This is a genomic window from Plantibacter sp. T3 (assembly GCF_902506515.1).
Classification (GTDB): Bacteria; Actinomycetota; Actinomycetes; order Actinomycetales; family Microbacteriaceae; genus Plantibacter; species Plantibacter auratus.
The window spans coordinates 659,240-679,037 of the sequence record NZ_LR733286.1 but is presented as its reverse complement, the minus strand read 5'-3'; the positions used below and the strand labels follow the sequence as shown (position 1 = coordinate 679,037).

Genomic DNA, 19,798 nt, shown 5'->3' with positions numbered 1-19,798 from the left:
GCAACGACAGGCACGGCAGGATGGGATCGTGCTGAACCGACTGGGTCTCCTCCGTATGACCGGCCGCGACCCCGGCGAGGGGCACCGGGTGGCGAGCCCGTTGGAGCTGCTCTTCGACCTCGTGTTCGTCGTCGCCGTCTCCCAGGCCTCACAGAACCTCCACCACGGGATCGTCGAGGGTCACGCGGCGGAGACGACCGTCTCCTACGCGATGATCTTCTTCGCGATCTGGTGGGCGTGGATGAACTTCACCTGGTTCGCATCCGCGTTCGACACCGATGACTGGCTCTACCGCATGACCACCATCGTGCAGATGGGCGGGGTCCTCGTGCTCGCCGCCGGCGTACACGACGCCATGGTCGACGGCGAGTGGGCGATCATCACCATCGGCTACGTCATCATGCGACTGGCGATGGTGGCGCAGTGGCTCCGACTCGCATTGTCCGATCCGGGGCAACGCGCGGTGGCCCTCCGGTTCGCGATCGGGATCAGCCTCGTGCAGGTCCTCTGGGTCGCGCGACTGGCCCTTCCGGTGGAGGGGCAGTTCTGGACCTTCTGGCCTGCGATGCTGCTCGAGGTGCTCGTGCCCGTCTGGGCGGAACGGGTCCACCGCACGCCCTGGCACCCGCATCACGTCGCCGAGCGGTACGGCCTGTTCACGCTGATCCTGCTCGGTGAGAGCCTGCTCGGTTCGGCGAACGCCATCATCGACGCGGCGAACAGCGACGAGCGGATCGACGGGCTCGTCGGGCTGGCCGTGGCAGGCATCGTCCTCGCCGCCGGGATGTGGTGGATCTACTTCAGCCGGGAGCAAGGGGCTCGCCTGGCCTCGTCCCGCCAGGGTTTCGCCTTCGGGTACGCGCACTACGTCGTCTTCGCCGCTGCCGGCGCCGTCTCCGCGGGGATCGAGGTGGAACTCGACCTGCTGACGCACGCGGGCGAGCATCTCACCGCCGCCGTCGCGTCCTTCTCGCTGACCATCCCCATCTCGGTGTTCATGGTCGCGGTCTGGTTGGTCCTGCTCCGCGGCAGGATCTCGACCACCGCCTCGATCCTCTTCCTCCTGGCCGCCATCGCCGTGCTGGCCTCCGCCACACTTCCGATCGTGACCGTCCTCGGCACCGCGACCGCCGTGGGGCTCGCCGTCCTCATCCTGGAGGTGCAGCGCGTCCGCGAGCGCCGGTGACGGTGAACCCGCCGCGACACGTCTCCGTCACCGCCGTGGGCGGACGAGACCACCTTTGGCCAGATCCATGTACCAGTTGTAGAGCGAGGACCGCTCTGCCAGGAGGTCGAGGTACACCTGCCGCGCGCGTGCATCCTCGGCCACCAGGAGGTAACGCTCGTCGTCGAGGATTCCACCGACGCCGGCGGTCGTCGTCTCGTAGGCGTACTGCTCCTCGATCGACGTCATCGCCCGCAGCTCGTCGAGGTACCCCACGAGGACGGGAAGATAGGCGCCCTGCGCGAGTCGCCAGGCGGCCTTCTCCTGCGCGCGCCGGAAGCTGATCGCCAGATCACGCGAGAGCGCTCGCGCCAGTGGTTCAGGATCCCCCGCCGCGCCGGGCGCCGCCCCGAACGCCCGAGCGAAGTCGACCAGCAGGGAGTTCCCGTACGTACTGAACGCCGCAAGATCCCGGGTCGACCCGGGCGAGACGACCAGGGTGTAGCCGTCGCGGTACGGCGACGGACGGTGTGGACCACGACGATCCGGTACCGCCAGCGGCGCGGTCACCCACTCGCGGACGATGGCCGACGTCCGGTCGTGGTCGTCGACGCGCGTCTCGGCGCTGCTGAACACCGAGGAGCGGTCGGCCAGCAGTTCCAGGAGCACTCGACCGTCGTGCAGCATCGTGATCGCGATGCCCATCGGCATCCGGGGGTTCTCCATGTCGACACGGTAGCGGTCACGCCCGGACGGCGGGAACGACGAAGGCCCCCGATTCCTCGGGGGCCTTCGTGTCACATCAACTGGTGCGCGAGGCGGGACTTGAACCCGCACGCCCTTTCGAGCACTGGCACCTGAAGCCAGCGCGTCTGCCAATTCCGCCACTCGCGCGAGACACCAGACGTCGCCGCTCTCGCGGCAACTTATCGAGGATAGCACGCGGAGCCCGGGTGGCAGAACACCGGAGATCCGCGCCAGAGCAGGACGAAACGGCCCCGACGGTCCTGTTCCGATGCCGATCTCCTGCTGCCGAGCGGGTGAACACCTGGCGTCGGCGCCCGCGTCGATTGGCCTCGTGTGCAGGCAAACCGTCTAACATTGCCTGGACACCGACACGAATCGAGAGACCGTGGGCATTCTGGACAACTTCGAGAAGGGACTCGAGCGCGCCGTCAACGGCGCCTTCGCGAAGACCTTCAAGTCCGGACTCCAGCCGGTCGAGATCACGAGCGCGCTCCGACGCGAGCTCGACACCAAGGCCGCGGTCGTCTCCCGCGACCGCATCCTCGTGCCGAACAAGTTCACCGTCCGCATGTCGCCCACCGACTTCGAGCGCATGGACGCCATCGGCCCCTCCCTCATCGACGAGCTCGGTTCGCTCGTCCAGAAGCACGCCAAGAGCCAGGGGTACTCCTTTCCGGGTGCCGTGACCATCAAGCTCTCCGGCGACCGCTCCCTCCCCGACGGCCTCGTGCAGATCGACAGCGTCAACCTCAAGGGCTCCGTCACCTGGGCACCCGTGCTCGACATCGGCGGCAAGCGCTACCCGATCACGCAGGCCCGCACGGTCATCGGCCGCGGTACCGAGGCCGACATCACGATCCCCGACACCGGCACCTCACGGAAGCACGTCGAGATCCTCTGGGACGGCAACGCCGGTCAGGCGCGCGACCTCGGCTCGACGAACGGCTCGAAGCTCAACGGCCAGTCCTTCCGCCAGGCGGCCCTCTCCCCCGACTCCGTCATCGAGATCGGCCGCACCAGGATCGTGTTCCGGGTGGTCGCCAAGGCCGGCGGATCCGATCGCCAGATGAGCGATGCGACCCGGCGTCACGATGTGTCGTCCTTCGGCGACTCGTGGGGGGACGGCGCGTGAGCGAACTGACCCTGCTGGTCCTCCGCATCGGCTTCCTGCTCCTGCTCTGGACGTTCGTCTTCGGCATCGTCTACGCCCTCCGCACCGACCTCTTCGGACCACGTGTCCGGAAGCCGCAGCAGCAGTCGTCGAACGGAGCCCCGGCCACACCGCCGCAGCCGATGCGCGCCGCGACCGCCCCGGCCCCCAGTCGGCCCGCCACCGGCGGATCGAGCGGCACGCCTCCGCGCGCCACGGTCGACAACACCTCGCGCCTCGTCATCGTGTCCGGGCCCAAGCAGGGCACCGAGCTCCCCCTCGGCCGCGAGCCGATCACCATCGGCCGCTCAGCGGACTCCGGCCTCATCATCCGCGACGACTACACGTCCACGCATCACGCGCGACTCATGCTCTGGAACGACGAGTGGATGGTCCAGGACCTCGACTCCACCAACGGCACCTTCCTCGCCGGCAAGCGCGTGAGCGTCCCGACGCAGATCCCACTCGACACCCCCGTCAAGGTCGGCCAGACCAGTTTCGAGTTGCGGCGGTAACCCGGTGACGACCAGCGGCGCCGGCGCAGCGCTCTCCCACGTGGGTAAAGTGCGCTCAAACAACCAGGATTCCGGCTACTCCGGGCACCACCTGTTCGTCGTCGCCGACGGCATGGGCGGCCACGCCGGCGGTGACGTCGCCTCGGCGATGGCACTCAACCGCATCATCGAAGCCGACGAGCCGTACCCGTCCTCCGAAGCCGCTGAGGCGACGCTCCAGTCGGCGATCCTCGCGGCGAACTCCATCCTGGGCGACACGGTCTCGAAGCACCGCGAGCTGACCGGCATGGGCACCACGGTCTCCGCGCTCGCGGTCATCGGCAACGAGGTCGCCATCGCCCACATCGGCGACTCCCGGATCTACCTCTTCCGTGAGGGCGAGCTCAGCCAGATCACGGTCGACCACACGTTCGTCCAGCGTCTCGTGGACTCCGGCCGGATCACGGCGGAGGAGGCGATGGTCCATCCCCGCCGATCCGTGCTGATGCGCGTCCTCGGCGACGTCGACGCCTCCCCCGAGATCGACACGATGACGCTCGGAACGCAGCCGGGTGACCGCTGGATCCTCTGCTCGGACGGTCTCTCGGGCGTGGTCGACGAGACGCACATCACGGCGACCCTCACCGAGAAGCTGTCGGCGCAGCGCACTGCCGAGAAGCTCGTCCGGCAGAGCCTGGACCGCGGTGCACCGGACAACGTCACCGTCGTGGTCGTCGACATCGTCGACGAGCCGGTGAGTGACGGCGAGCCCGTCGTCGTCGGTTCGGCCTCGAAGCCCGTGGCCTTCGCACTCACCCCGTCGGTGAAGAAGCCCTCACTCATCCCCAACAGCTGGCTGCACCCCGGTCGGGTCACCTCGCTCGGCAACTCCCACTTCGAGCCCGCCTCCGAGGACTACCTCGACGAGCTCATCGAAGAGGACGAGCGTCGCGCGAGACGTCGGCGCATCACCTGGCTCGTCGGTCTCATCGTGGTCATCGTCGCGATCGTCGGTGGTGTCGTGCTCGGGTACGCGTGGACCCAGACCCGGTACTTCGTCGGCGGCGACGACGACACGGTGGTCATCTACCAGGGCATCCAGCAGGACGTCGGCCCCATCAAACTCTCGAACGTCAAGGAGGACACCGGCATCCCGCTCGGCTCGCTCTCCGACTTCGACCGCCAGGCCGTCGACCAGACCATCAGCGCGTCCTCGTTCACCGAGGCCCTCGACATCGTGAAGCGATTGCGGGTGACCGATGACCAGTGACGTCGCAGCCCCCATCCAAGCCGACACCGGCGTCATCAAGACGATGCGCCGGCTCCGGCTGCCGAAGAAGCTCCGCAACCTCGAGCTCGCGCTCCTCATCTTCGCGTTCGCCATCAACGCGGTCGCGGTCATGCTCGTGCAGCTCGGGGCCCTCGGACACCTCGACTTCGCCCTGATCACCTTCGGCTCGGGCCTGTCACTGCTGGTCCTCGCCTTCCACATCGTGCTGCGCTACACCGCGGCGGAGGCCGACCCCTTCCTGCTGCCGATCGCCACCGTGCTCGGCGGCGTCGGGATCGCCGAGATCTACCGGATCGACATCGCGCTCGGCGACTCCGGTTGGGCGAGCGCCGCGGTCCGACAGATGGTGTGGAGTGCGATCGCGATCGCCGGCGCCATCGCCGTGGTGCTGATCATCCGCAACCACCGCGTCCTCTTCAAGTACACCTACATCGCCGGCCTCTTCGCCTTCGTCCTCCTCCTGCTGCCCCTGCTGCCGGGCATCGGTCGCGAGGTCAACGGCGCCCGTGTCTGGATCGGCATCGGCGACGCGGTCACCTTCCAGCCCGGCGAGATCGCGAAGATCGCTCTGGCGGTCTTCTTCGCCGGTTATCTCGTGCGAACGCGCGACAGCCTCTCGATGGTCGGCAAGAAGTTCCTCGGGATCCAGTTCCCCCGTCTGCGCGATCTCGGCCCGATCCTCGTGGTCTGGGCGATGGCGATGGGCGTGATCGTCTTCCAGCGCGACCTCGGAACCGGGCTGCTCTACTTCGGCATGTTCCTCGTCATGCTGTACGTCGCGACGAGCCGCGCCAGCTGGATCATCATCGGCCTGACGATGTTCTTCGCCGGTGCGTTCATCGCCGGCCAGACTCTCTCCTACGTCGCCGGTCGTTTCCACAACTGGTGGGACGCCTTCAACCCGGAGGTCTTCGACCGCGACGGCGGCAGCTACCAGCTCGTGCAGGGCATCTTCGGCCTCGCCCACGGCGGACTGCTCGGCACCGGGCTCGGCCAGGGCATGCCCGAGATCACGCCCGTCCCGCAGAGCGACTACATCATCGCCAGCCTCGGTGAGGAGCTCGGTCTGGCCGGCCTCTTCGCGATCTTCGCGCTCTACCTGCTGCTCGTCTCGCGGGGCTTCCGAGTCGGCTACGCCGGCACCGACGACTTCGGCAAGCTCCTCTCGATCGGCCTGGCGTTCACCGTCGCGCTGCAGGTCTTCGTCGTCGTCGGCGGCGTGACCCGCATCATCCCGCTCACGGGGCTCACCACACCCTTCCTGGCGGCCGGCGGGTCGTCGCTCGTCGCGAACTGGATCATCATCGCCGTCCTGCTCCGCATCTCCGACACGGTCCGAACCCAACCCAAGGCGGTGGTCTCATGAATCGCGAACTCAAGCGGGTGAGCATCGTCGTCCTGGCGATGTTCCTGGCGCTCTTCGGGTCGACCACCATCATCCAGATGTTCCAGGCCGACACCCTCAACGCCGACGGTCGCAACACACGGACGCTCTACGACAGCTACCGGACGGAGCGAGGTCCCATCCTGCTCACGGACGGGACCGCCATCGCCTCGTCCGTCGCCAGTGACGACGAATACAAGTACCAGCGCGTCTACGCGAACGGCCCGTTGTACGCGCCCGTCACCGGCTACTTCTCGCCCACCCAGGGCTCGTCCGGTCTCGAACTCGCGACGAACGAGTACCTGAGCGGTACGTCGAACTCCCAGTTCCTCGACTCCATCAACCGGCTCATCTCCGGCCAGGCTCCGAAGGGTGCGGCGGTCGAGGTCACCCTGGACCCCGTCGTGCAGCAGGCCGCCTTCGACGCACTCGGCGACCAGGAGGGCGCGATCGTCGCCATCGAGCCGAAGACGGGCAAGATCCTCGCCTCGGTGTCGAGCCCAGGCTACGACCCGAACGTCCTGGCCAGCCACGACAACGCGGCCGTGCTCGACGCCTACCGGACCCTCGACGACGACGACCGCCAGCCGCTCCTCAACAAGGGTGTCGACGGCGACCTCGATCCGCCCGGCTCCACGTTCAAGCTCGTCACCGCGGCCGCCGCGTTCGCGTCGGGCGACTACACGCCGGAGTCGGAGTTCCCGAACCCGTCCACATACACGCTCCCCGGGACGAGCACCGTCATCCGCAACTCCGAGGGCGGAAGCTGCGGCGGAGGCGCGACGGTGTCCATCGCGACAGCCGTCGAGCTCAGCTGCAACATCCCGCTCGCGGAACTCGGTGTCGAACTCGGCTACGAGAAGATCCGCGACATGGCGCAGAGCTTCGGCTTCAACATGGACGTCAACATCACCGGAACGGGACTCAACCCCATGCCGATGCAGCCGAGCACCTTCCCGAACGCGCTGAGCGACGACCAGACCGCCATGGCCGCCTTCGGGCAGTACACCGTGCGGGCCTCGGCACTCCAGATGGCCATGGTCTCGGCCGGCATCGCGAACGGTGGCATCGTCTGCAACCCGCAGCTGGTGAACCGCGTCGTGAACCCCGATCTGAGTGTCCTCAAGGAGTTCGAACCGGCGCAGCTGTCGCAGCCGATCTCGAGTTCGGTGGCCAAGGAGATCACGGACATCATGGTCCAGGGCGTCCAGAGCGGTGCTGCGACTAATGCAAGAATAGATGGGGTCGATGTGGCTGGAAAGACAGGCACGGCACAGAACGGATCCGACGATCCGTACACGCTGTGGTTCACCGGTTTCGCACCCGCGGACGACCCGAAGGTCGCCGTGGCGGTCGTTGTTGAAGATGGCGGTGGACTCGGACAGGACGGTTACGGCAACCTCGTGGCCGCGCCGATCGCGAAGAAAGTACTAGAGGCGGTGCTGAACAAATGAGACCGACAGCCGGGCTGACCTTCGGAGGTCGCTACGAACTGCAATCTCGCATTGCGATCGGTGGCATGGGCGAGGTGTGGCAGGCCACTGACCTGGTCATCGGCCGGACCATCGCCATCAAGATCCTCAAGGACGAGTACATGGGGGACCCCGGGTTCCTCGAGCGCTTCCGCGCCGAGGCACGGCACGCCGCACTCGTGAACCACGAGGGCATCGCCAACGTCTTCGACTACGGCGAGGAGGACGGCAGCGCGTTCCTCGTCATGGAACTCGTGCCCGGTGAGGCCTTGTCCACCGTGCTCGAGCGCGAACGTGTCCTGCCCACCGACAAGGTGCTCGACATCGTCGCGCAGACCTCGTCCGCGCTCCAGGCCGCGCACGCCGCAGGCCTCGTCCACCGCGACATCAAGCCGGGCAACCTGCTCATCACGCCGGACGGTCGCGTCAAGATCACCGACTTCGGCATCGCCCGGATCGCCGACCAGGTGCCGCTCACGGCCACCGGTCAGGTCATGGGCACCGTGCAGTACCTCTCGCCCGAGCAGGCGAGCGGACACCCCGCCTCGCCGTCGACGGACATCTACTCGCTCGGCATCGTCGCGTACGAGTGCCTCGCCGGACGCCGTCCGTTCACGGGCGAGTCGCAGGTCGCCATCGCCATGGCGCAGATCAACGAGCAGCCACCGGAGCTCCCCGTCACGATCGCCGAGCCGGTCCGCCGGTTCGTCATGTCGATGATCGCGAAGAACCCGGTCGACCGTCCGGCATCGTCCGCCCACGTCGCGCGCGCCGCTCAGGCGCTCCGTCGGGGCGACCTCAACGCCGCGGCCGCAGCCGTGCCGATGATCCTCGGTGGGGCCGGCGACGCCGCGACCACCGTGATGGACCAGACCCGCCGGATGCCCGCAGCCGACGACGCGACCACGCAGTTGCTGTCCGCCGCCGAGGCGGACCAGCTCGAGGACGACGTCGAGGGAGAGGGCGAGAAGAAGAAGCGCAGCAAGTGGACCTGGCCGCTCATCGGTCTCGTCGCCCTGCTCGTCATCGTGCTGGTCGGCTCGTTGATCGCGGTCTTCGCCAACCAGGGCAACGATGCCGGGGGCGGTACGCCGTCCGAGACCACCAGTTCAGCCACTCCGAAGCCGACGAAGTCCCCGACGCCGACGCCGACGCCCACGCCCACGGTGTTCCCGATCAACCTGAGCGACCTCCAGGGCCGGTCCTTCGACGAGCTCAACACGATCTTCAGTGCTGCACCGTACAACTTCAGCGTCTCCAAGAACGTCGGCAACCCCGCCACGACACCGGAGCAGGTCGACACGGTGTACGACGTCAACCCGACGGGCAACGTCAAGACCGGTTCGGCCATCACGCTGACCGTCTACGACGAGATCGCGGTCATCAACCCGCCGACCGAGGCACCGAAGCTCGACAAGTCGGCGCTGGAGGACGGCTCGCTCGTCATCCCGAAGGACGCGACCTCGACCTCCATCAAGGTCGACTGGCTCGCCGTGCAGAACGCCTGCCCGACCGGGGCCGACTTCCTCGGCTACACCGTCGCCGTCTCGGGCGGGTACTTCCAGAACAACTCTTCGGGCCAGTTCGACGCGAACACCACGACGGGCACCATCACGGTCGACACCGTGGGCACGCTCTCGGTGTCGTACTCGATCCGCTGCAGCACGGGTACCTCCTCCGGATCGCCTTCCTCGGAGTCGGTCAACGTCATCAAGGAGCAGTAGGCGGATGCCGCGACGAGTGCTCTCAGGGTCATCCCTGAGAGCACTCGAAGGGTGCCCGAGTAAGCTGTTAGTGTTTGTCCTCCAAGCGAATTCAGGGGTGGTACGTGGCTGACGATCAACGCCTGCTCGCAGGCCGATACGTCGTCGGCGACCTCATCGGTCGAGGGGGCATGTCCAACGTCTTCCGCGGCGTAGACACCAAGCTCGGTCGCACCGTCGCCATCAAGGTCCTGAAGTCGACGCTCGCCACCGACCCCGCGTTCCGGTCCCGCTTCCGTCAAGAGGCCCAGGCCGCGTCACGGATGGCCCACCCCACGATCGTCCGTGTCTACGACGCCGGCGAGGAGCGGGTCAAGGACGGCTCGGGGCACGACCTCATCGAGCCGTTCATCGTCATGGAGTACGTCGAAGGGCGCATGCTCAAGGACCTCATCGCCGAGGGCCCTGTCGATTCCGAGGAGGCGGTGCGCATCGCGCACAGCATCCTCACCGCGCTGGAGTACTCCCACCGCGCCGGCGTCGTGCACCGCGACATCAAGCCGGGCAACGTCATGATCACCACGGCCGGCGACGTCAAGGTCACCGACTTCGGCATCGCACGCGCCGTCTCCGATTCGTCCACGACGGTCGCCCAGACGACAGCCATCCTCGGCACGGCCGCGTACTTCTCGCCCGAGCAGGCCAAGGGCGAGACGGTCGACGCCCGGACCGACCTCTACTCCACCGGTGTCGTCCTCTTCGAGATGCTGACGGGTAAAGCGCCCTTCCGCGGCGACACCGCCGTCGCCGTCGCGTACCAGCACGTGAGCGAGCGCCCGGTGAAGCCGAGCTCGATCAACCCGAAGGTGTCGCCGGCGCTCGACCAGGTCGTTCTCCGCGCCCTCGCGAAGGATCGCTTCGAGCGCTATCAGAGCGCCGTCGAGTTCCGTGAGGATCTCGACGAAGCCGGGGCCGGCCATGTGCCGGTCCGACGCGACGACCACGACTCACTGTTCGGCCCATCACCGACGGCTGCGTCCAGCACCGAGCAGGCGATCCGTCAGCTCACCTCGGACGACACCGTCACGCGTACCCAGCGCCGCCCGCCGGTCGTGTGGATCTGGGCTGCCATCGCCGGTATCGCCGTCATCCTCTTCTCCCTCGTGTTCTGGGTGGTGCAGCTGCCGCCCGCGACGAGCATCTCCACGGACTCGCGAGAGGTGCCGGATCTCGTCGACGCCACGTGGGAGAGTGCGAACAGCACGATCGAGCAGCTCGAACTGGTCCCCACCAAGTTCGATGAAGCGAGCAGCGACTACGACGCCGGGCACGTGATCCGCACGGACCCACCAGGCGGCACCACCGTCACCAAGAACACGCAGATCAAGGTCTACGTGTCGACCGGCCGTGCGCAGGTCCAGGTCCCCGACGTCGTCAACCAATCCTCCGAGGCCGCGTGGGCTGCGGTCGCCGCCGCCGGCCTCACGCAAGGCTCCGTGACCCGGGAGAACTCGCCGACCGTGCCGGCGGGTGTCGTGCTGCGAATGGATCCCGGAGCGGGTACCTCCGTCGACCAGGGGTCCACGGTGAACCTCGTCGTCTCCAGCGGAAACGTGACGCTGACCGACGTCGTCGGGCAGCCGCTTCTCGACGCGACGAACTACCTGCAGGACGCGACGAGGCAGTTCACCGTTCAGCCGCAGGCCGACGCGACGTGTAAGGCGGTCGCCGGCGACCCGGTCACAGCCATGTCTCCCGCACCAGGCGACATCCCCCAGAAGTCCGTCATCACGCTCACCTACTGCACCGGTCCGTAGGCTGCGCTGGTTCCTGGGCCTGTCGAAGGACGGTCCCTGCGCAAGCTCACCAGTCCCTACGCAGGCCCTCCGGTCCCTGCGCAGGCTCTCCGGTCCCTGCGCAGGCTCACCGGCCCCTGCGCAGGCTCACCGGCCCCTGCGCAGGCTCACCGGTCTTTGCGCAGGCTCTCTCCGGTCCCTGAGCCTGTCGAAGGGCCTACCTGGTCATGAGCGGGCTGAGCCCTCGTGCCCGCTGATGTGCGCCGGTGAGTCCGGTCGTCTCGAGCCAGTTCGCGAGGAGTTGGTAGCCGCCCTCGGAGAGCACCGACTCCGGATGGAACTGCACCCCATGGATCGGGGCGTCGCGGTGGCGGAGCCCCATGATCACGCCGCCGGTCGTGCGGCTCGTCACGACGAGCTCCTCGGGCACGGTGCCGTCGACGACCGCGAGCGAGTGATACCGGGTGGCGTTGAATTGCTGCGGGATTCCGTGGTAGAGGGCACTGCCGTCGTGTTCCACGAGCGAACTCTGTCCGTGCATCAGCTCGTCGGCGGTGTCCACGGTCGCTCCGAACGCCTCGGCGATCGCCTGGTGGCCGAGGCACACCCCGAGGAGTGGCGTCCCGGTTCGGTACGCCGCGCGCACGGTGGCCAGCGAGATCCCGGCGTCAGCGGGCCGGCCGGGTCCGGGCGAGACAAGTACGCCGTCGAACCCGAGTATCCGCTGCTCGAGGTCGTCGAGCGCGATGCCGTCGTTCTGCACGACGACGGTCTCTGCACCCAGTTGTTCGACGTACCCGTTCAGCGTGTAGACGAAGCTGTCGTAGTTGTCGACGACCAGGACGCGGGTCATTCGTTTCCGACGGTCACATTCTGATCGACGATGAACGAGTCCACGTAGGGGAACACCCAGGTGAAGAGTGCGGCCACGACCGCCACGAACAGGACGACGAGGATGATGATCCTCAGCCAGACGGGTCCGGGCAGGACCCTCCAGAGTGCGCCGTACATCGTCAGCCTCCAGCGGCCGCGACGGACGCGGCGATCTCGGCGGGCGGCCCGGCGGACAGCGGCTGCCAGGACTCGTACACCGCGTAAGCGATACTGCGTTCCGCCGTCGAATAGAGCGGGTTGCAGGTGGTCAGGGTGAGGATGCGCTGCGTCGGTGCGACGCCGTCGACCTGGGGGACGGGGTTGAGGACGTCCACCTGGGTAGGCAACACGTAGGTGATGTTCCGGAACACGTAGGTGTAGTAGCCGTCGGCCGTCTGGACGTAGACCTTGTCGCCGATCTGCAGGTCGCTGATCAGGGTCATCGCACCGCCGTAAGCCTTGCGGTGACCGGCGACGACGAAGTTGCCGACCTCTCCGGGCATCTGGGTGCTCGGATAGTGACCGACACCGAGGTCGAAGCTGTTGAGGACGGTCGCGGTGTCGACACCCTCGGCGACGACGCGGCGGTAGTCGGCGCCGTATCGCGGCACGTAGAGCACCGCGAACGGGTCGCCCGGCGCGGGGCGGGCGGTGACGGGCGGCTCACCGTAGTTCGGCGCGCCGGTCGCATCCACGGTCGGTTCGGGCGCAGGAGCGGTCTCGGCGTTCTTGATCCACTCCTGCGACTGGCTCGACGCGGCGTTCGCCTGGCTGCCGGCCATGATCATGTCGTTCCACCAGAGCTGCCAGGCGAGGAACAGCAGGACCACCATGCCTGCGGTGATGAGCAGCTCGCCGGCCACCCCGAAGACGCTGATGCGGTGCTTCGACGGCGCTCTGCGCTCAGCGGCGCGTGCGCTCGCTCGCGAAGGTAGGTCGTCGGTCACGCATGGATTCTACCGAGAAGAACTCGGGATCGGCTGATCCCCAAGGCACCGATTGGGGTGAACAGGTAGAATGTCGGCATGGCACGCACGAAGTCACGAAGCAAACCGTCCCGCGAACCCGAGCAGACGAGCGGCGAACCCGCACCGAACGCGGTCTGGTTCAAGCCGGTCATGTTCGGCTTCATGCTCCTCGGCCTCGCCTGGATCGTCGTCTACTACCTGAGCGGCACGCTGCTCCCGATCCAGTCACTCGGGCCGTGGAACATCCTCGTCGGCTTCGGCATCGCCTTCATCGGGTTCCTCATGACCACCAGATGGCGCTAGCCTCCCTCACTTCACGTCGTGCACAGCGGGTCGTCCTCTCGGACGGCCCGCTGTTTCGTGTATCGGGCATCCGTTGTAGCGAGTTCTCCACAGGAATGTGGAGAACTTCCAAGTTATCCACATGTCGGTGTGGAGAACCGCCGGGAGTCCCGGAAACACGGGGAACCACACCGGTGTAATTATCCCCAGTGTTCATAACTCTGTGGATAACTCGGTCAACCTTCAACGTCTGCTGCATGGTTGCGGCGCACGACCGACCGCGCCAAGTGATCGACGCGGGTCACCGGGTAGTACCCGGTCACCGAGCCGAACCCGGCCACCGAGCCGAACTCGGTCACCGAGCCACACCCGGTCACCGAGCCACACTCGGTCACTGAGCCACGCCCGGTCACTGAGCCACGCCCGGTCACTGAGCCTGTCGAAGTGCGGTCCCGCTCAGAGCAGGGCGGGCAGGAGGCTGGCGCCCACGAGGACGACGCTCACGGCGCCGATCAGGACTGCCTGAAGCGGCTGCTGGGTGCGCTTGCGGGTGTTGACGAGGATGAGGCCGATGAGGGCGCCGCCGACGAGCCCGCCCAGGTGGGCCTGCCAGGCGATGTTCACGCCGGGGATGAAGCCGATGACGAGGTTGATGCCCAGGAGCACCAGCAGCCCGCGGGTGTCGGCACCCATGCGTCGCTGGATGACGAGGAACGCCCCGAGGAGACCGAAGATCGCGCCCGAGGCGCCGACGACGGCCGTCCTCGGGTCGGCGAGGAACAGGACACCGACCGAACCGGCGAACCCGGCGACCAGGTAGAGCGCGAGGAACCGCCAGTGCCCGAGCATGGTCTCGAGGATCCGGCCGAAGATCCAGAGCGTGTACATGTTCAGCAGGATGTGGAAGATGAACCCCTGCGAGTGCACGAACACGGCGGTCAGCATCCGCCAGGGCTGGAGGGCGCCGTACGACGGATCGGAGTACACGCCGGCGTAGAGGAGCGCGTTCGTGACGCCGAGCCCGGGGATCCACTGCAGCAGGAACACGAACGCCGTCACGGCGATGATCGCGTACGTGACGATGGGGGAGGAGTTGCTGATCCTCGCGCCGAGACGGTTGCGAGGGGCGCTCTGTCGTTGCGCCTTCATGTCCTCCGGACAGATGAAACCGACTGCCCCGGGCGTCTGGCACTCTCCACAGATCGTCCGACCGCAACGCTGGCAGAGCACGAAGCTCTGTCGGTCGGGGTGGCGATAGCAGAAGTTGGCCGACGGATCCCGGGGCAGGGTCACGGTCTGTCCTCCGAGCGGGGTCTAGGCCTCGGAGATGGTGACGCTCTCGAGGACGACGGGCTCGATCGGCTTGTCGCCGGCACCGGTCGGGACGGCCTGGATGGCGTCGACGACCGCGCGGGACTCGGCGTCGGCGACCTCACCGAAGATGGTGTGCTTGCCCTGGAGCCACTGCGTGGGAACGGTCGTGATGAAGAACTGCGAACCGTTCGTGCCCTCGACGGCGCCCGTGATGGCGTTGCGGCGCTTGCCGGCGTTCGCCATGGCGAGGATGTAGGGCTCGTCGAAGTTGAGCTCCGGGTGGATCTCGTCGTCGAAGTTGTAGCCCGGGCCACCGGTGCCGGTTCCGAGCGGGTCGCCGCCCTGGATCATGAACGCGGGGATGATGCGGTGGAAGATCAGGTCGCTGTACAGCGCGTCGTTCCGGGTCTGGCCCGTCTTCGAGTCCGTCCACTCGCGCCCGCCGGTCGCCAGGTCGGTGAAGTTCTTGACCGTCTTGGGAGCGTGGTCCCCGAAGAGGTTGACCTTGATCTCACCGTGGTTGGTGTGCAACGTGGCGACTGCGGTGTGCTTTGACATACTCCCAATTCTTGCACAAGGGTTCGGGACTCTCGGATGGTATCCAGGGGTCTAAGTGGCAAGATGGAGGTTACGTTGTTGCCGCGATCATTGGAGATGACCACATGAGCCTGTCACGCAAGCGCCGGAAAGAGCTCAAGAAGCTCAAGGGTTCCGCTGCCGACCTCTGGGACTCCCAGCAGGATGTCCTGAACCACGCCAACGAAGTCGCTCGTGAGGTGAGCCGTCAGCTCGGGAACTTCTCGAAGGAGCAGGTGGTCCCCGTCGTGCGCGACACCTACGAGCACCGCGTCGTCCCGACGGTCGACCGGGGGATCAAGGTCTCCCGCAACGCCGTCGACGGCGTGCGCAAGGGCATCTCGGATGGCGTCGTCCCCGCTGTCGGTGGCGTCGTGGGTACGGTGCTGAGCATCGGCGACATCGCCAAGGACACCCGCGTGCAGGCGGCTCTCCGTCGCCTCCACGTGCCCGAGCAGGTGCTGCCCGCCAAGAAGGGCGCGAGCGCCGGTACCGTCATCGCGATCGGCCTCGGCGTCCTCGCCGCTGCCGGTGTCGCCTACGCCGTCTGGCAGACGTTCCGCGCAGACGACGAGCTGTGGGTCTCCGACGAGGAGCCTGCCGCTTCCTGATCACGCTTCGCACGACGCAGCCCCTCGCCGGTCTCGACCGGGGAGGGGCTTCGTGTTGTGACGGCTGTGCTCAGATGAGGCCGGCGAAGCGTCGTCCGACGTCGACGAGGCTGACGCGGTCGAGTGAGCCGACCTCCTCGAGCGGGTACCACGCGGCGTAGTCGGTGCTGCCGTCGGCCTCGTAGGTCAGCGTGCCACCGGTGAGGTGCGCCCGGTAGACGATGCGCAGCGTGTGGAGCGGCCCGGTGGCCGTCGTGTTGAGGCGACGCTCCGCCGGAACGACCTGCGAGTCGACGCCGATCAAGTCGTCGAGCTCGGCGTGGTAGCCGGTCTCCTCGAACACCTCGCGGACGGCCGCGTCGGCCGGGTCCTCACCGGGGTCGATCCCGCCGCCGGGGAGCGTCCATCCGCTGTGTCCGCTCTCGTTCCAGTGGGAGAGGAGCATGCCCCGTTCGTCGACGATGACGGCATATGCAGCGACGCGGATATCCATGCCGTCAGCCTAACCGCCGGGCCCCGCGACAACGGAGAACGCCCCCGGCGTCTGCCGAGGGCGTTTCTGGACTGTGGAGCCTGGGAGAATCGAACTCCCGACATCCTGCTTGCAAAGCAGGCGCTCTACCAACTGAGCTAAGGCCCCGGATGGAACAGATCCGGAGATCCGATCCAATCGGTGTGTTGCTGGTCGTGCATGGTGGGGCTACCAGGACTTGAACCTGGGACCTCTTCGTTATCAGCGAAGCGCTCTAACCGCCTGAGCTATAGCCCCGTTTTGAACCTTGTTGAGACTACCCGATTCCCGCCGCAACTCATAATCGAGCGGCGCCGCACGGGGCGGCGCCGACCCGACGGAGTGTCAGTTGTTGGTGAACCCGACGAGGAGGCCACCCGTGATCTTCACGCTGAGGTTGTAGAGCCCCGCGAGGAGCGCTCCCATCAGCGTGATGACGATGAGGTTGAGCAGCGCCACGATGCCGGCGAAGGCCATGACCTGCGGCAGGTTGACGTACTGCAGGATGTTGTTCCCCGGTCCGGCGATGTCGGTGAACAGGCCACCGACCTTCGTGAAGACACCGGTGGTGTTGAGCACCGTGTAGACGAGGAAGAAGAACACCACGATGACCACGGCGACCGCGATCGCCGCCAGGAACGACAGCTTCACCGCCGACCAGAAGTCGATGTACACCAGCTTCAGGCGCACCTGCTTGGTGCTGGTGCGTTTGGTCGACTTCTTGGCCAACTTCTCTGCGACGCTACTGCTCATCTACTTCTTCCTTCATCGCCGGAGTCTCGTCCGGCACGGATGCCTCGGGTTCTGCACCCTCCGGGGCGGCTGCGTCTGCAACCGTCTCCGGAACATCCTGGGTCTCAAGGTTTCGGTCACTGTTCTTGGCCAGCGCGATGATTCGGTCGCTCTCCGCGAAACGTGCGAAGACGACGCCCATCGTGTCGCGCCCCTTCGCTGGAACTTCGGCCACGGCAGACCTTACCACCTTGCCACTGGCAAGAACCACAAGGACCTCGTCGCTCTCGTCGACGATCAGGGCGCCCGCGAGGGTGCCTCGATCGTCGTTCAGCTTGGCCACCTTGATGCCCAGACCACCGCGGTTCTGGCCGCGGTACTGGTCGATGTTGGTGCGCTTCGCGTAGCCGCCCTCCGTCACGACGAAGACGAACGCCTCGCGTTCCTCACCCTCGACGGACGGCAGCACCGACGCCGAGAGCAGCTTGTCGTCGTCGCGGAAGTGCATGCCGATGACGCCGCTCGTCGCGCGTCCCATCGGTCGCAGGGTCTCGTCGCTCGCCGTGAAGCGGATCGACATGCCCTTGCGGGACACCAGCAGGACGTCACTGTCGTTCTCCACGAGCAGCGCGGAGGTGAGCTCGTCGCCCTCTCGCAGGTTGATCGCGATGATGCCGCCCGAGCGGTTCGTGTCGTACTCCGAGAGCGCCGTCTTCTTGACGAGGCCGTCGTGCGTCGCGAGGACCAGGTACGTCGCGGCCTCGTAGTCGCGGATGTCGAGGATCTCGGCGATCTCCTCGTCGGGCTGCATGGCGAGCAGGTTGGCCACGTGCTGGCCCTTGGCGTCGCGGCCGGCCTCCTGCAGCTCGTAGGCCTTCGCGCGGTACACGCGACCCTTCGTCGTGAAGAAGAGGAGCCAGTGGTGCGTCGTGGTCACGAAGAAGTGGTCGACCACGTCGTCCGCGCGCAGCTGGGCGCCCTTGACACCCTTGCCACCGCGGTGCTGCTGACGGTAGTTGTCGCTGCGCGTGCGCTTGATGTACCCGCCGCGCGTGACCGTGATGACCATCTCCTCTTCGGGGATCAGGTCTTCCATGTTCATGTCGCCGTCGAAACCGAACATGATCTCGGTGCGGCGGTCGTCGCCGTACTTGTCGACGATCGCGGTCAGCTCCTCGCTGACGATCTCGCGCTGGCGGACCGGCTTCGCGAGGATGTCCTTGAGGTCGGCGATCTGCGCTTCGATCTCGGCTGCCTCGTCGATGATCTTCTGACGCTCGAGGGCGGCGAGACGACGCAGCTGCATGTCGAGGATCGCGCTGGCCTGGAGCTCGTCGATCTCGAGGAGGTCCATGAGTCCCGTGCGCGCCTCGTCGGCGGACGGCGAGCGACGGATGAGCGCGATGACCTCGTCCAGTGCGTCGAGTGCCTTCAGGTAGCCGCGGAGGATGTGTGCGCGCTCCTCCTTCTTGCGGAGCCGGAACACGGTGCGGCGGACGATGACCTCGACCTGGTGCGTCACCCAGTTGGTGATGAACCCGTCGAGCGGCAGCGTGCGCGGGATGCCGTCGACGATCGCGAGCATGTTCGCGCCGAAGTTGTCCTGCAGCTGCGTGTGCTTGTAGAGGTTGTTGAGGACGACCTTCGCGACCGCATCGCGCTTCAGCACGATGACGAGCCGCTGGCCGGTACGACCGGAGGTCTCGTCGCGGATGTCGGCGACGCCGCCGAGACGGCCCTCCTTGACGAGGTCGGCGATCTTCAGCGCGAGGTTGTCGGGGTTCACCTGGTACGGGAGCTCGGTGACGACGAGGCAGGTCCGGCCCTGGATCTCCTCGACGTTCACGACGGCCCGCATCGTGATGGACCCGCGACCCGTGCGGTAGGCGTCCTGGATGCCCTTGATACCGAGGATCTGCGCGCCGGTCGGGAAGTCCGGCCCCTTGATGCGCTGCATGAGCGCCTCGAGGAGCTCTTCCCGGCTGGCCTCGGGGTTCGCCAGGTGCCACAGGGCACCGTCGGCGACCTCGCGGAGGTTGTGCGGCGGGATGTTCGTGGCCATGCCGACCGCGATGCCGACGGAACCGTTGACGAGGAGGTTCGGGAAGCGCGCCGGCAGGACGACCGGTTCCTGGGACTCGCCGTCGTAGTTGGGCTGGAAGTCGACGGTTTCCTCGTCGATGTCGCGCACCATCTCCATGGCGAGCGGGGCCATCTTCGTCTCGGTGTACCGAGGGGCGGCCGCGCCGTCGTTGCCCGGTGAGCCGAAGTTGCCCTGGCCGAGCGCCAACGGGTACCGCAAGCTCCACGGCTGGACGAGGCGGACGAGCGCGTCGTAGATGGCCGTGTCGCCGTGCGGGTGGAACTGACCCATGACGTCGCCGACGACGCGCGCGCACTTGGAGAACGAGCGGTCGGGGCGGTAGCCGCCGTCGTACATCGCGTAGATCACGCGGCGGTGGACGGGCTTCAGACCGTCGCGGACGTCGGGCAGGGCACGACCGACGATGACGCTCATCGCGTAGTCGAGGTAGCTGCGCTGCATCTCGAGCTGCAGGTCGACCTGGTCGATCCGTCCGTGCACGCCGTGGTCCTCGTCCGGGACCGTGATCTCGTCGTTGGTTTCGTCTGCCATGTTCTCTTACTTCTCCTGGTCCCTGAGCTTGTCGAAGGGCCTGTTTGATGCGAGGTGGATCACTTCGACAAGCTCAGTGACCGATGGATGAGGG

General features: G+C 66.9%; 19 protein-coding genes and 3 tRNA genes. 10 read left to right on the top strand and 12 right to left on the bottom strand.

Going from position 1 to position 19,798, the window contains the following annotated elements; translation table 11 throughout:
• Positions 1 to 28 precede the first annotated feature (28 nt).
• Positions 29 to 1,186: a low temperature requirement protein A gene (locus tag GV015_RS03325; protein ID WP_236555315.1), complete on the top strand. Its 1,158-nt coding sequence runs from the start codon at positions 29 to 31 to the stop codon at positions 1,184 to 1,186.
• Positions 1,187 to 1,213: 27 nt separating this feature from the next.
• On the opposite strand, the gene GV015_RS03320 is transcribed toward GV015_RS03325, so the two are convergent.
• Both GV015_RS03320 and GV015_RS03315 read right to left on the bottom strand, forming a co-directional pair.
• Entirely contained in the window at positions 1,214 to 1,891 is a 678-nt protein-coding gene (locus GV015_RS03320; protein ID WP_159876526.1) for a hypothetical protein, read from the bottom strand.
• An 81-nt stretch (positions 1,892 to 1,972) separates the two neighbouring features.
• Positions 1,973 to 2,059 (bottom strand) — tRNA-Leu (locus tag GV015_RS03315).
• Positions 2,060 to 2,297: 238 nt separating this feature from the next.
• Between GV015_RS03315 and GV015_RS03310 the strand changes: the two genes are divergently transcribed.
• The 7 genes from GV015_RS03310 to pknB all read left to right on the top strand — a co-directional run bounded on the left by GV015_RS03310 (position 2,298) and on the right by pknB (position 11,223).
• Positions 2,298 to 3,044, top strand: a complete 747-nt coding sequence (locus GV015_RS03310) for a DUF3662 and FHA domain-containing protein (RefSeq protein WP_124767843.1) — start codon at positions 2,298 to 2,300, stop codon at positions 3,042 to 3,044.
• Positions 3,041 to 3,577 (top strand): FHA domain-containing protein, encoded by a 537-nt coding sequence (locus GV015_RS03305; RefSeq protein ID WP_079706131.1) that lies wholly within the window; start codon positions 3,041 to 3,043, stop codon positions 3,575 to 3,577. Before GV015_RS03310 ends, GV015_RS03305 begins: the two co-directional genes overlap by 4 nt.
• A 4-nt stretch (positions 3,578 to 3,581) precedes the next feature.
• Positions 3,582 to 4,826 (top strand): Stp1/IreP family PP2C-type Ser/Thr phosphatase, encoded by a 1,245-nt coding sequence (locus GV015_RS03300; RefSeq protein WP_079704334.1) that lies wholly within the window; start codon positions 3,582 to 3,584, stop codon positions 4,824 to 4,826.
• Positions 4,816 to 6,213, top strand: a complete 1,398-nt coding sequence (locus GV015_RS03295) for an FtsW/RodA/SpoVE family cell cycle protein (RefSeq protein WP_079704333.1) — start codon at positions 4,816 to 4,818, stop codon at positions 6,211 to 6,213. Before GV015_RS03300 ends, GV015_RS03295 begins: the two co-directional genes overlap by 11 nt.
• The gene (locus GV015_RS03290; protein ID WP_079704332.1) at positions 6,210 to 7,685 is read left to right on the top strand and encodes a penicillin-binding protein 2; all 1,476 of its coding nucleotides are present in this window, start codon (positions 6,210 to 6,212) and stop codon (positions 7,683 to 7,685) included. Before GV015_RS03295 ends, GV015_RS03290 begins: the two co-directional genes overlap by 4 nt.
• Entirely contained in the window at positions 7,682 to 9,427 is a 1,746-nt protein-coding gene (locus GV015_RS03285) for a protein kinase domain-containing protein (protein WP_159876524.1), read from the top strand. Before GV015_RS03290 ends, GV015_RS03285 begins: the two co-directional genes overlap by 4 nt.
• 104 nt (positions 9,428 to 9,531) lie before the next feature.
• A complete protein-coding gene (pknB, locus tag GV015_RS03280) occupies positions 9,532 to 11,223 on the top strand; it encodes a Stk1 family PASTA domain-containing Ser/Thr kinase (protein ID WP_079704330.1) in 1,692 nt (563 codons plus the stop codon).
• Between the two features lie 196 nt (positions 11,224 to 11,419).
• Here the strand turns inward: pknB and GV015_RS03275 are convergent, their stop codons facing one another.
• From GV015_RS03275 to GV015_RS03270, 3 genes are read right to left on the bottom strand one after another with little or no spacing between them, the layout of a single operon-like run.
• Positions 11,420 to 12,055 carry an aminodeoxychorismate/anthranilate synthase component II gene (locus tag GV015_RS03275; RefSeq protein ID WP_159876522.1) on the bottom strand — a complete coding sequence of 212 codons (636 nt, stop codon included), beginning with the start codon at positions 12,053 to 12,055 and terminating at the stop codon, positions 11,420 to 11,422.
• Positions 12,052 to 12,213: a hypothetical protein gene (locus tag GV015_RS18990; protein ID WP_164486886.1), complete on the bottom strand. Its 162-nt coding sequence runs from the start codon at positions 12,211 to 12,213 to the stop codon at positions 12,052 to 12,054. The genes GV015_RS03275 and GV015_RS18990 overlap by 4 nt, the downstream gene beginning before the upstream one ends.
• 2 nt (positions 12,214 to 12,215) lie before the next feature.
• The gene (locus tag GV015_RS03270) at positions 12,216 to 13,022 is read right to left on the bottom strand and encodes a class E sortase (protein WP_139382341.1); all 807 of its coding nucleotides are present in this window, start codon (positions 13,020 to 13,022) and stop codon (positions 12,216 to 12,218) included.
• A 78-nt stretch (positions 13,023 to 13,100) separates the two neighbouring features.
• Between GV015_RS03270 and GV015_RS03265 the strand changes: the two genes are divergently transcribed.
• Complete coding sequence (locus tag GV015_RS03265) at positions 13,101 to 13,346, top strand: cell division protein CrgA (RefSeq protein WP_064294026.1); 246 nt, start codon at positions 13,101 to 13,103, stop codon at positions 13,344 to 13,346.
• Between the two features lie 435 nt (positions 13,347 to 13,781).
• On the opposite strand, the gene GV015_RS03260 is transcribed toward GV015_RS03265, so the two are convergent.
• Entirely contained in the window at positions 13,782 to 14,474 is a 693-nt protein-coding gene (locus GV015_RS03260) for a rhomboid family intramembrane serine protease (RefSeq protein WP_236555314.1), read from the bottom strand.
• A gap of 165 nt (positions 14,475 to 14,639) precedes the next feature.
• Entirely contained in the window at positions 14,640 to 15,197 is a 558-nt protein-coding gene (locus tag GV015_RS03255) for a peptidylprolyl isomerase (RefSeq protein ID WP_064294028.1), read from the bottom strand.
• A 104-nt stretch (positions 15,198 to 15,301) separates the two neighbouring features.
• Here GV015_RS03255 and GV015_RS03250 point away from each other — a divergent pair, with 104 nt between their 5' ends.
• Positions 15,302 to 15,826: a hypothetical protein gene (locus GV015_RS03250; protein ID WP_079704327.1), complete on the top strand. Its 525-nt coding sequence runs from the start codon at positions 15,302 to 15,304 to the stop codon at positions 15,824 to 15,826.
• Positions 15,827 to 15,896: 70 nt separating this feature from the next.
• Here GV015_RS03250 and GV015_RS03245 read toward each other — a convergent pair whose 3' ends face one another.
• From GV015_RS03245 to gyrA, 5 genes are all read right to left on the bottom strand, one after another.
• Positions 15,897 to 16,319 (bottom strand): NUDIX hydrolase, encoded by a 423-nt coding sequence (locus GV015_RS03245; protein WP_159876518.1) that lies wholly within the window; start codon positions 16,317 to 16,319, stop codon positions 15,897 to 15,899.
• 74 nt (positions 16,320 to 16,393) lie between these two features.
• Positions 16,394 to 16,466: transfer RNA gene (locus GV015_RS03240), tRNA-Ala, on the bottom strand.
• A gap of 52 nt (positions 16,467 to 16,518) precedes the next feature.
• Positions 16,519 to 16,595, bottom strand: a tRNA-Ile gene (locus GV015_RS03235).
• 87 nt (positions 16,596 to 16,682) lie between these two features.
• Positions 16,683 to 17,090, bottom strand: a complete 408-nt coding sequence (locus tag GV015_RS03230) for a DUF3566 domain-containing protein (RefSeq protein ID WP_056010202.1) — start codon at positions 17,088 to 17,090, stop codon at positions 16,683 to 16,685.
• Entirely contained in the window at positions 17,080 to 19,704 is a 2,625-nt protein-coding gene (gene gyrA / locus GV015_RS03225) for a DNA gyrase subunit A (RefSeq protein ID WP_159876516.1), read from the bottom strand. Before gyrA ends, GV015_RS03230 begins: the two co-directional genes overlap by 11 nt.
• Positions 19,705 to 19,798 lie beyond the last annotated feature (94 nt).

Coding starts and splice junctions, on each gene's coding strand:
- GV015_RS03250 (WP_079704327.1), top strand. CDS start 15,302: ATGAGCCTGTCACGCAAGCGCCGGAAAGAGCTCAAGAAGCTCAAGGGT.
- GV015_RS03260 (WP_236555314.1), bottom strand. CDS start 14,474: ATGAAGGCGCAACGACAGAGCGCCCCTCGCAACCGTCTCGGCGCGAGG.
- gyrA (WP_159876516.1), bottom strand. CDS start 19,704: ATGGCAGACGAAACCAACGACGAGATCACGGTCCCGGACGAGGACCAC.
- GV015_RS03320 (WP_159876526.1), bottom strand. CDS start 1,891: ATGGAGAACCCCCGGATGCCGATGGGCATCGCGATCACGATGCTGCAC.
- GV015_RS03290 (WP_079704332.1), top strand. CDS start 6,210: ATGAATCGCGAACTCAAGCGGGTGAGCATCGTCGTCCTGGCGATGTTC.
- GV015_RS03285 (WP_159876524.1), top strand. CDS start 7,682: ATGAGACCGACAGCCGGGCTGACCTTCGGAGGTCGCTACGAACTGCAA.
- GV015_RS18990 (WP_164486886.1), bottom strand. CDS start 12,213: ATGTACGGCGCACTCTGGAGGGTCCTGCCCGGACCCGTCTGGCTGAGG.
- GV015_RS03230 (WP_056010202.1), bottom strand. CDS start 17,090: ATGAGCAGTAGCGTCGCAGAGAAGTTGGCCAAGAAGTCGACCAAACGC.
- GV015_RS03275 (WP_159876522.1), bottom strand. CDS start 12,055: ATGACCCGCGTCCTGGTCGTCGACAACTACGACAGCTTCGTCTACACG.
- GV015_RS03265 (WP_064294026.1), top strand. CDS start 13,101: ATGGCACGCACGAAGTCACGAAGCAAACCGTCCCGCGAACCCGAGCAG.
- GV015_RS03245 (WP_159876518.1), bottom strand. CDS start 16,319: ATGGATATCCGCGTCGCTGCATATGCCGTCATCGTCGACGAACGGGGC.
- GV015_RS03295 (WP_079704333.1), top strand. CDS start 4,816: ATGACCAGTGACGTCGCAGCCCCCATCCAAGCCGACACCGGCGTCATC.
- GV015_RS03255 (WP_064294028.1), bottom strand. CDS start 15,197: ATGTCAAAGCACACCGCAGTCGCCACGTTGCACACCAACCACGGTGAG.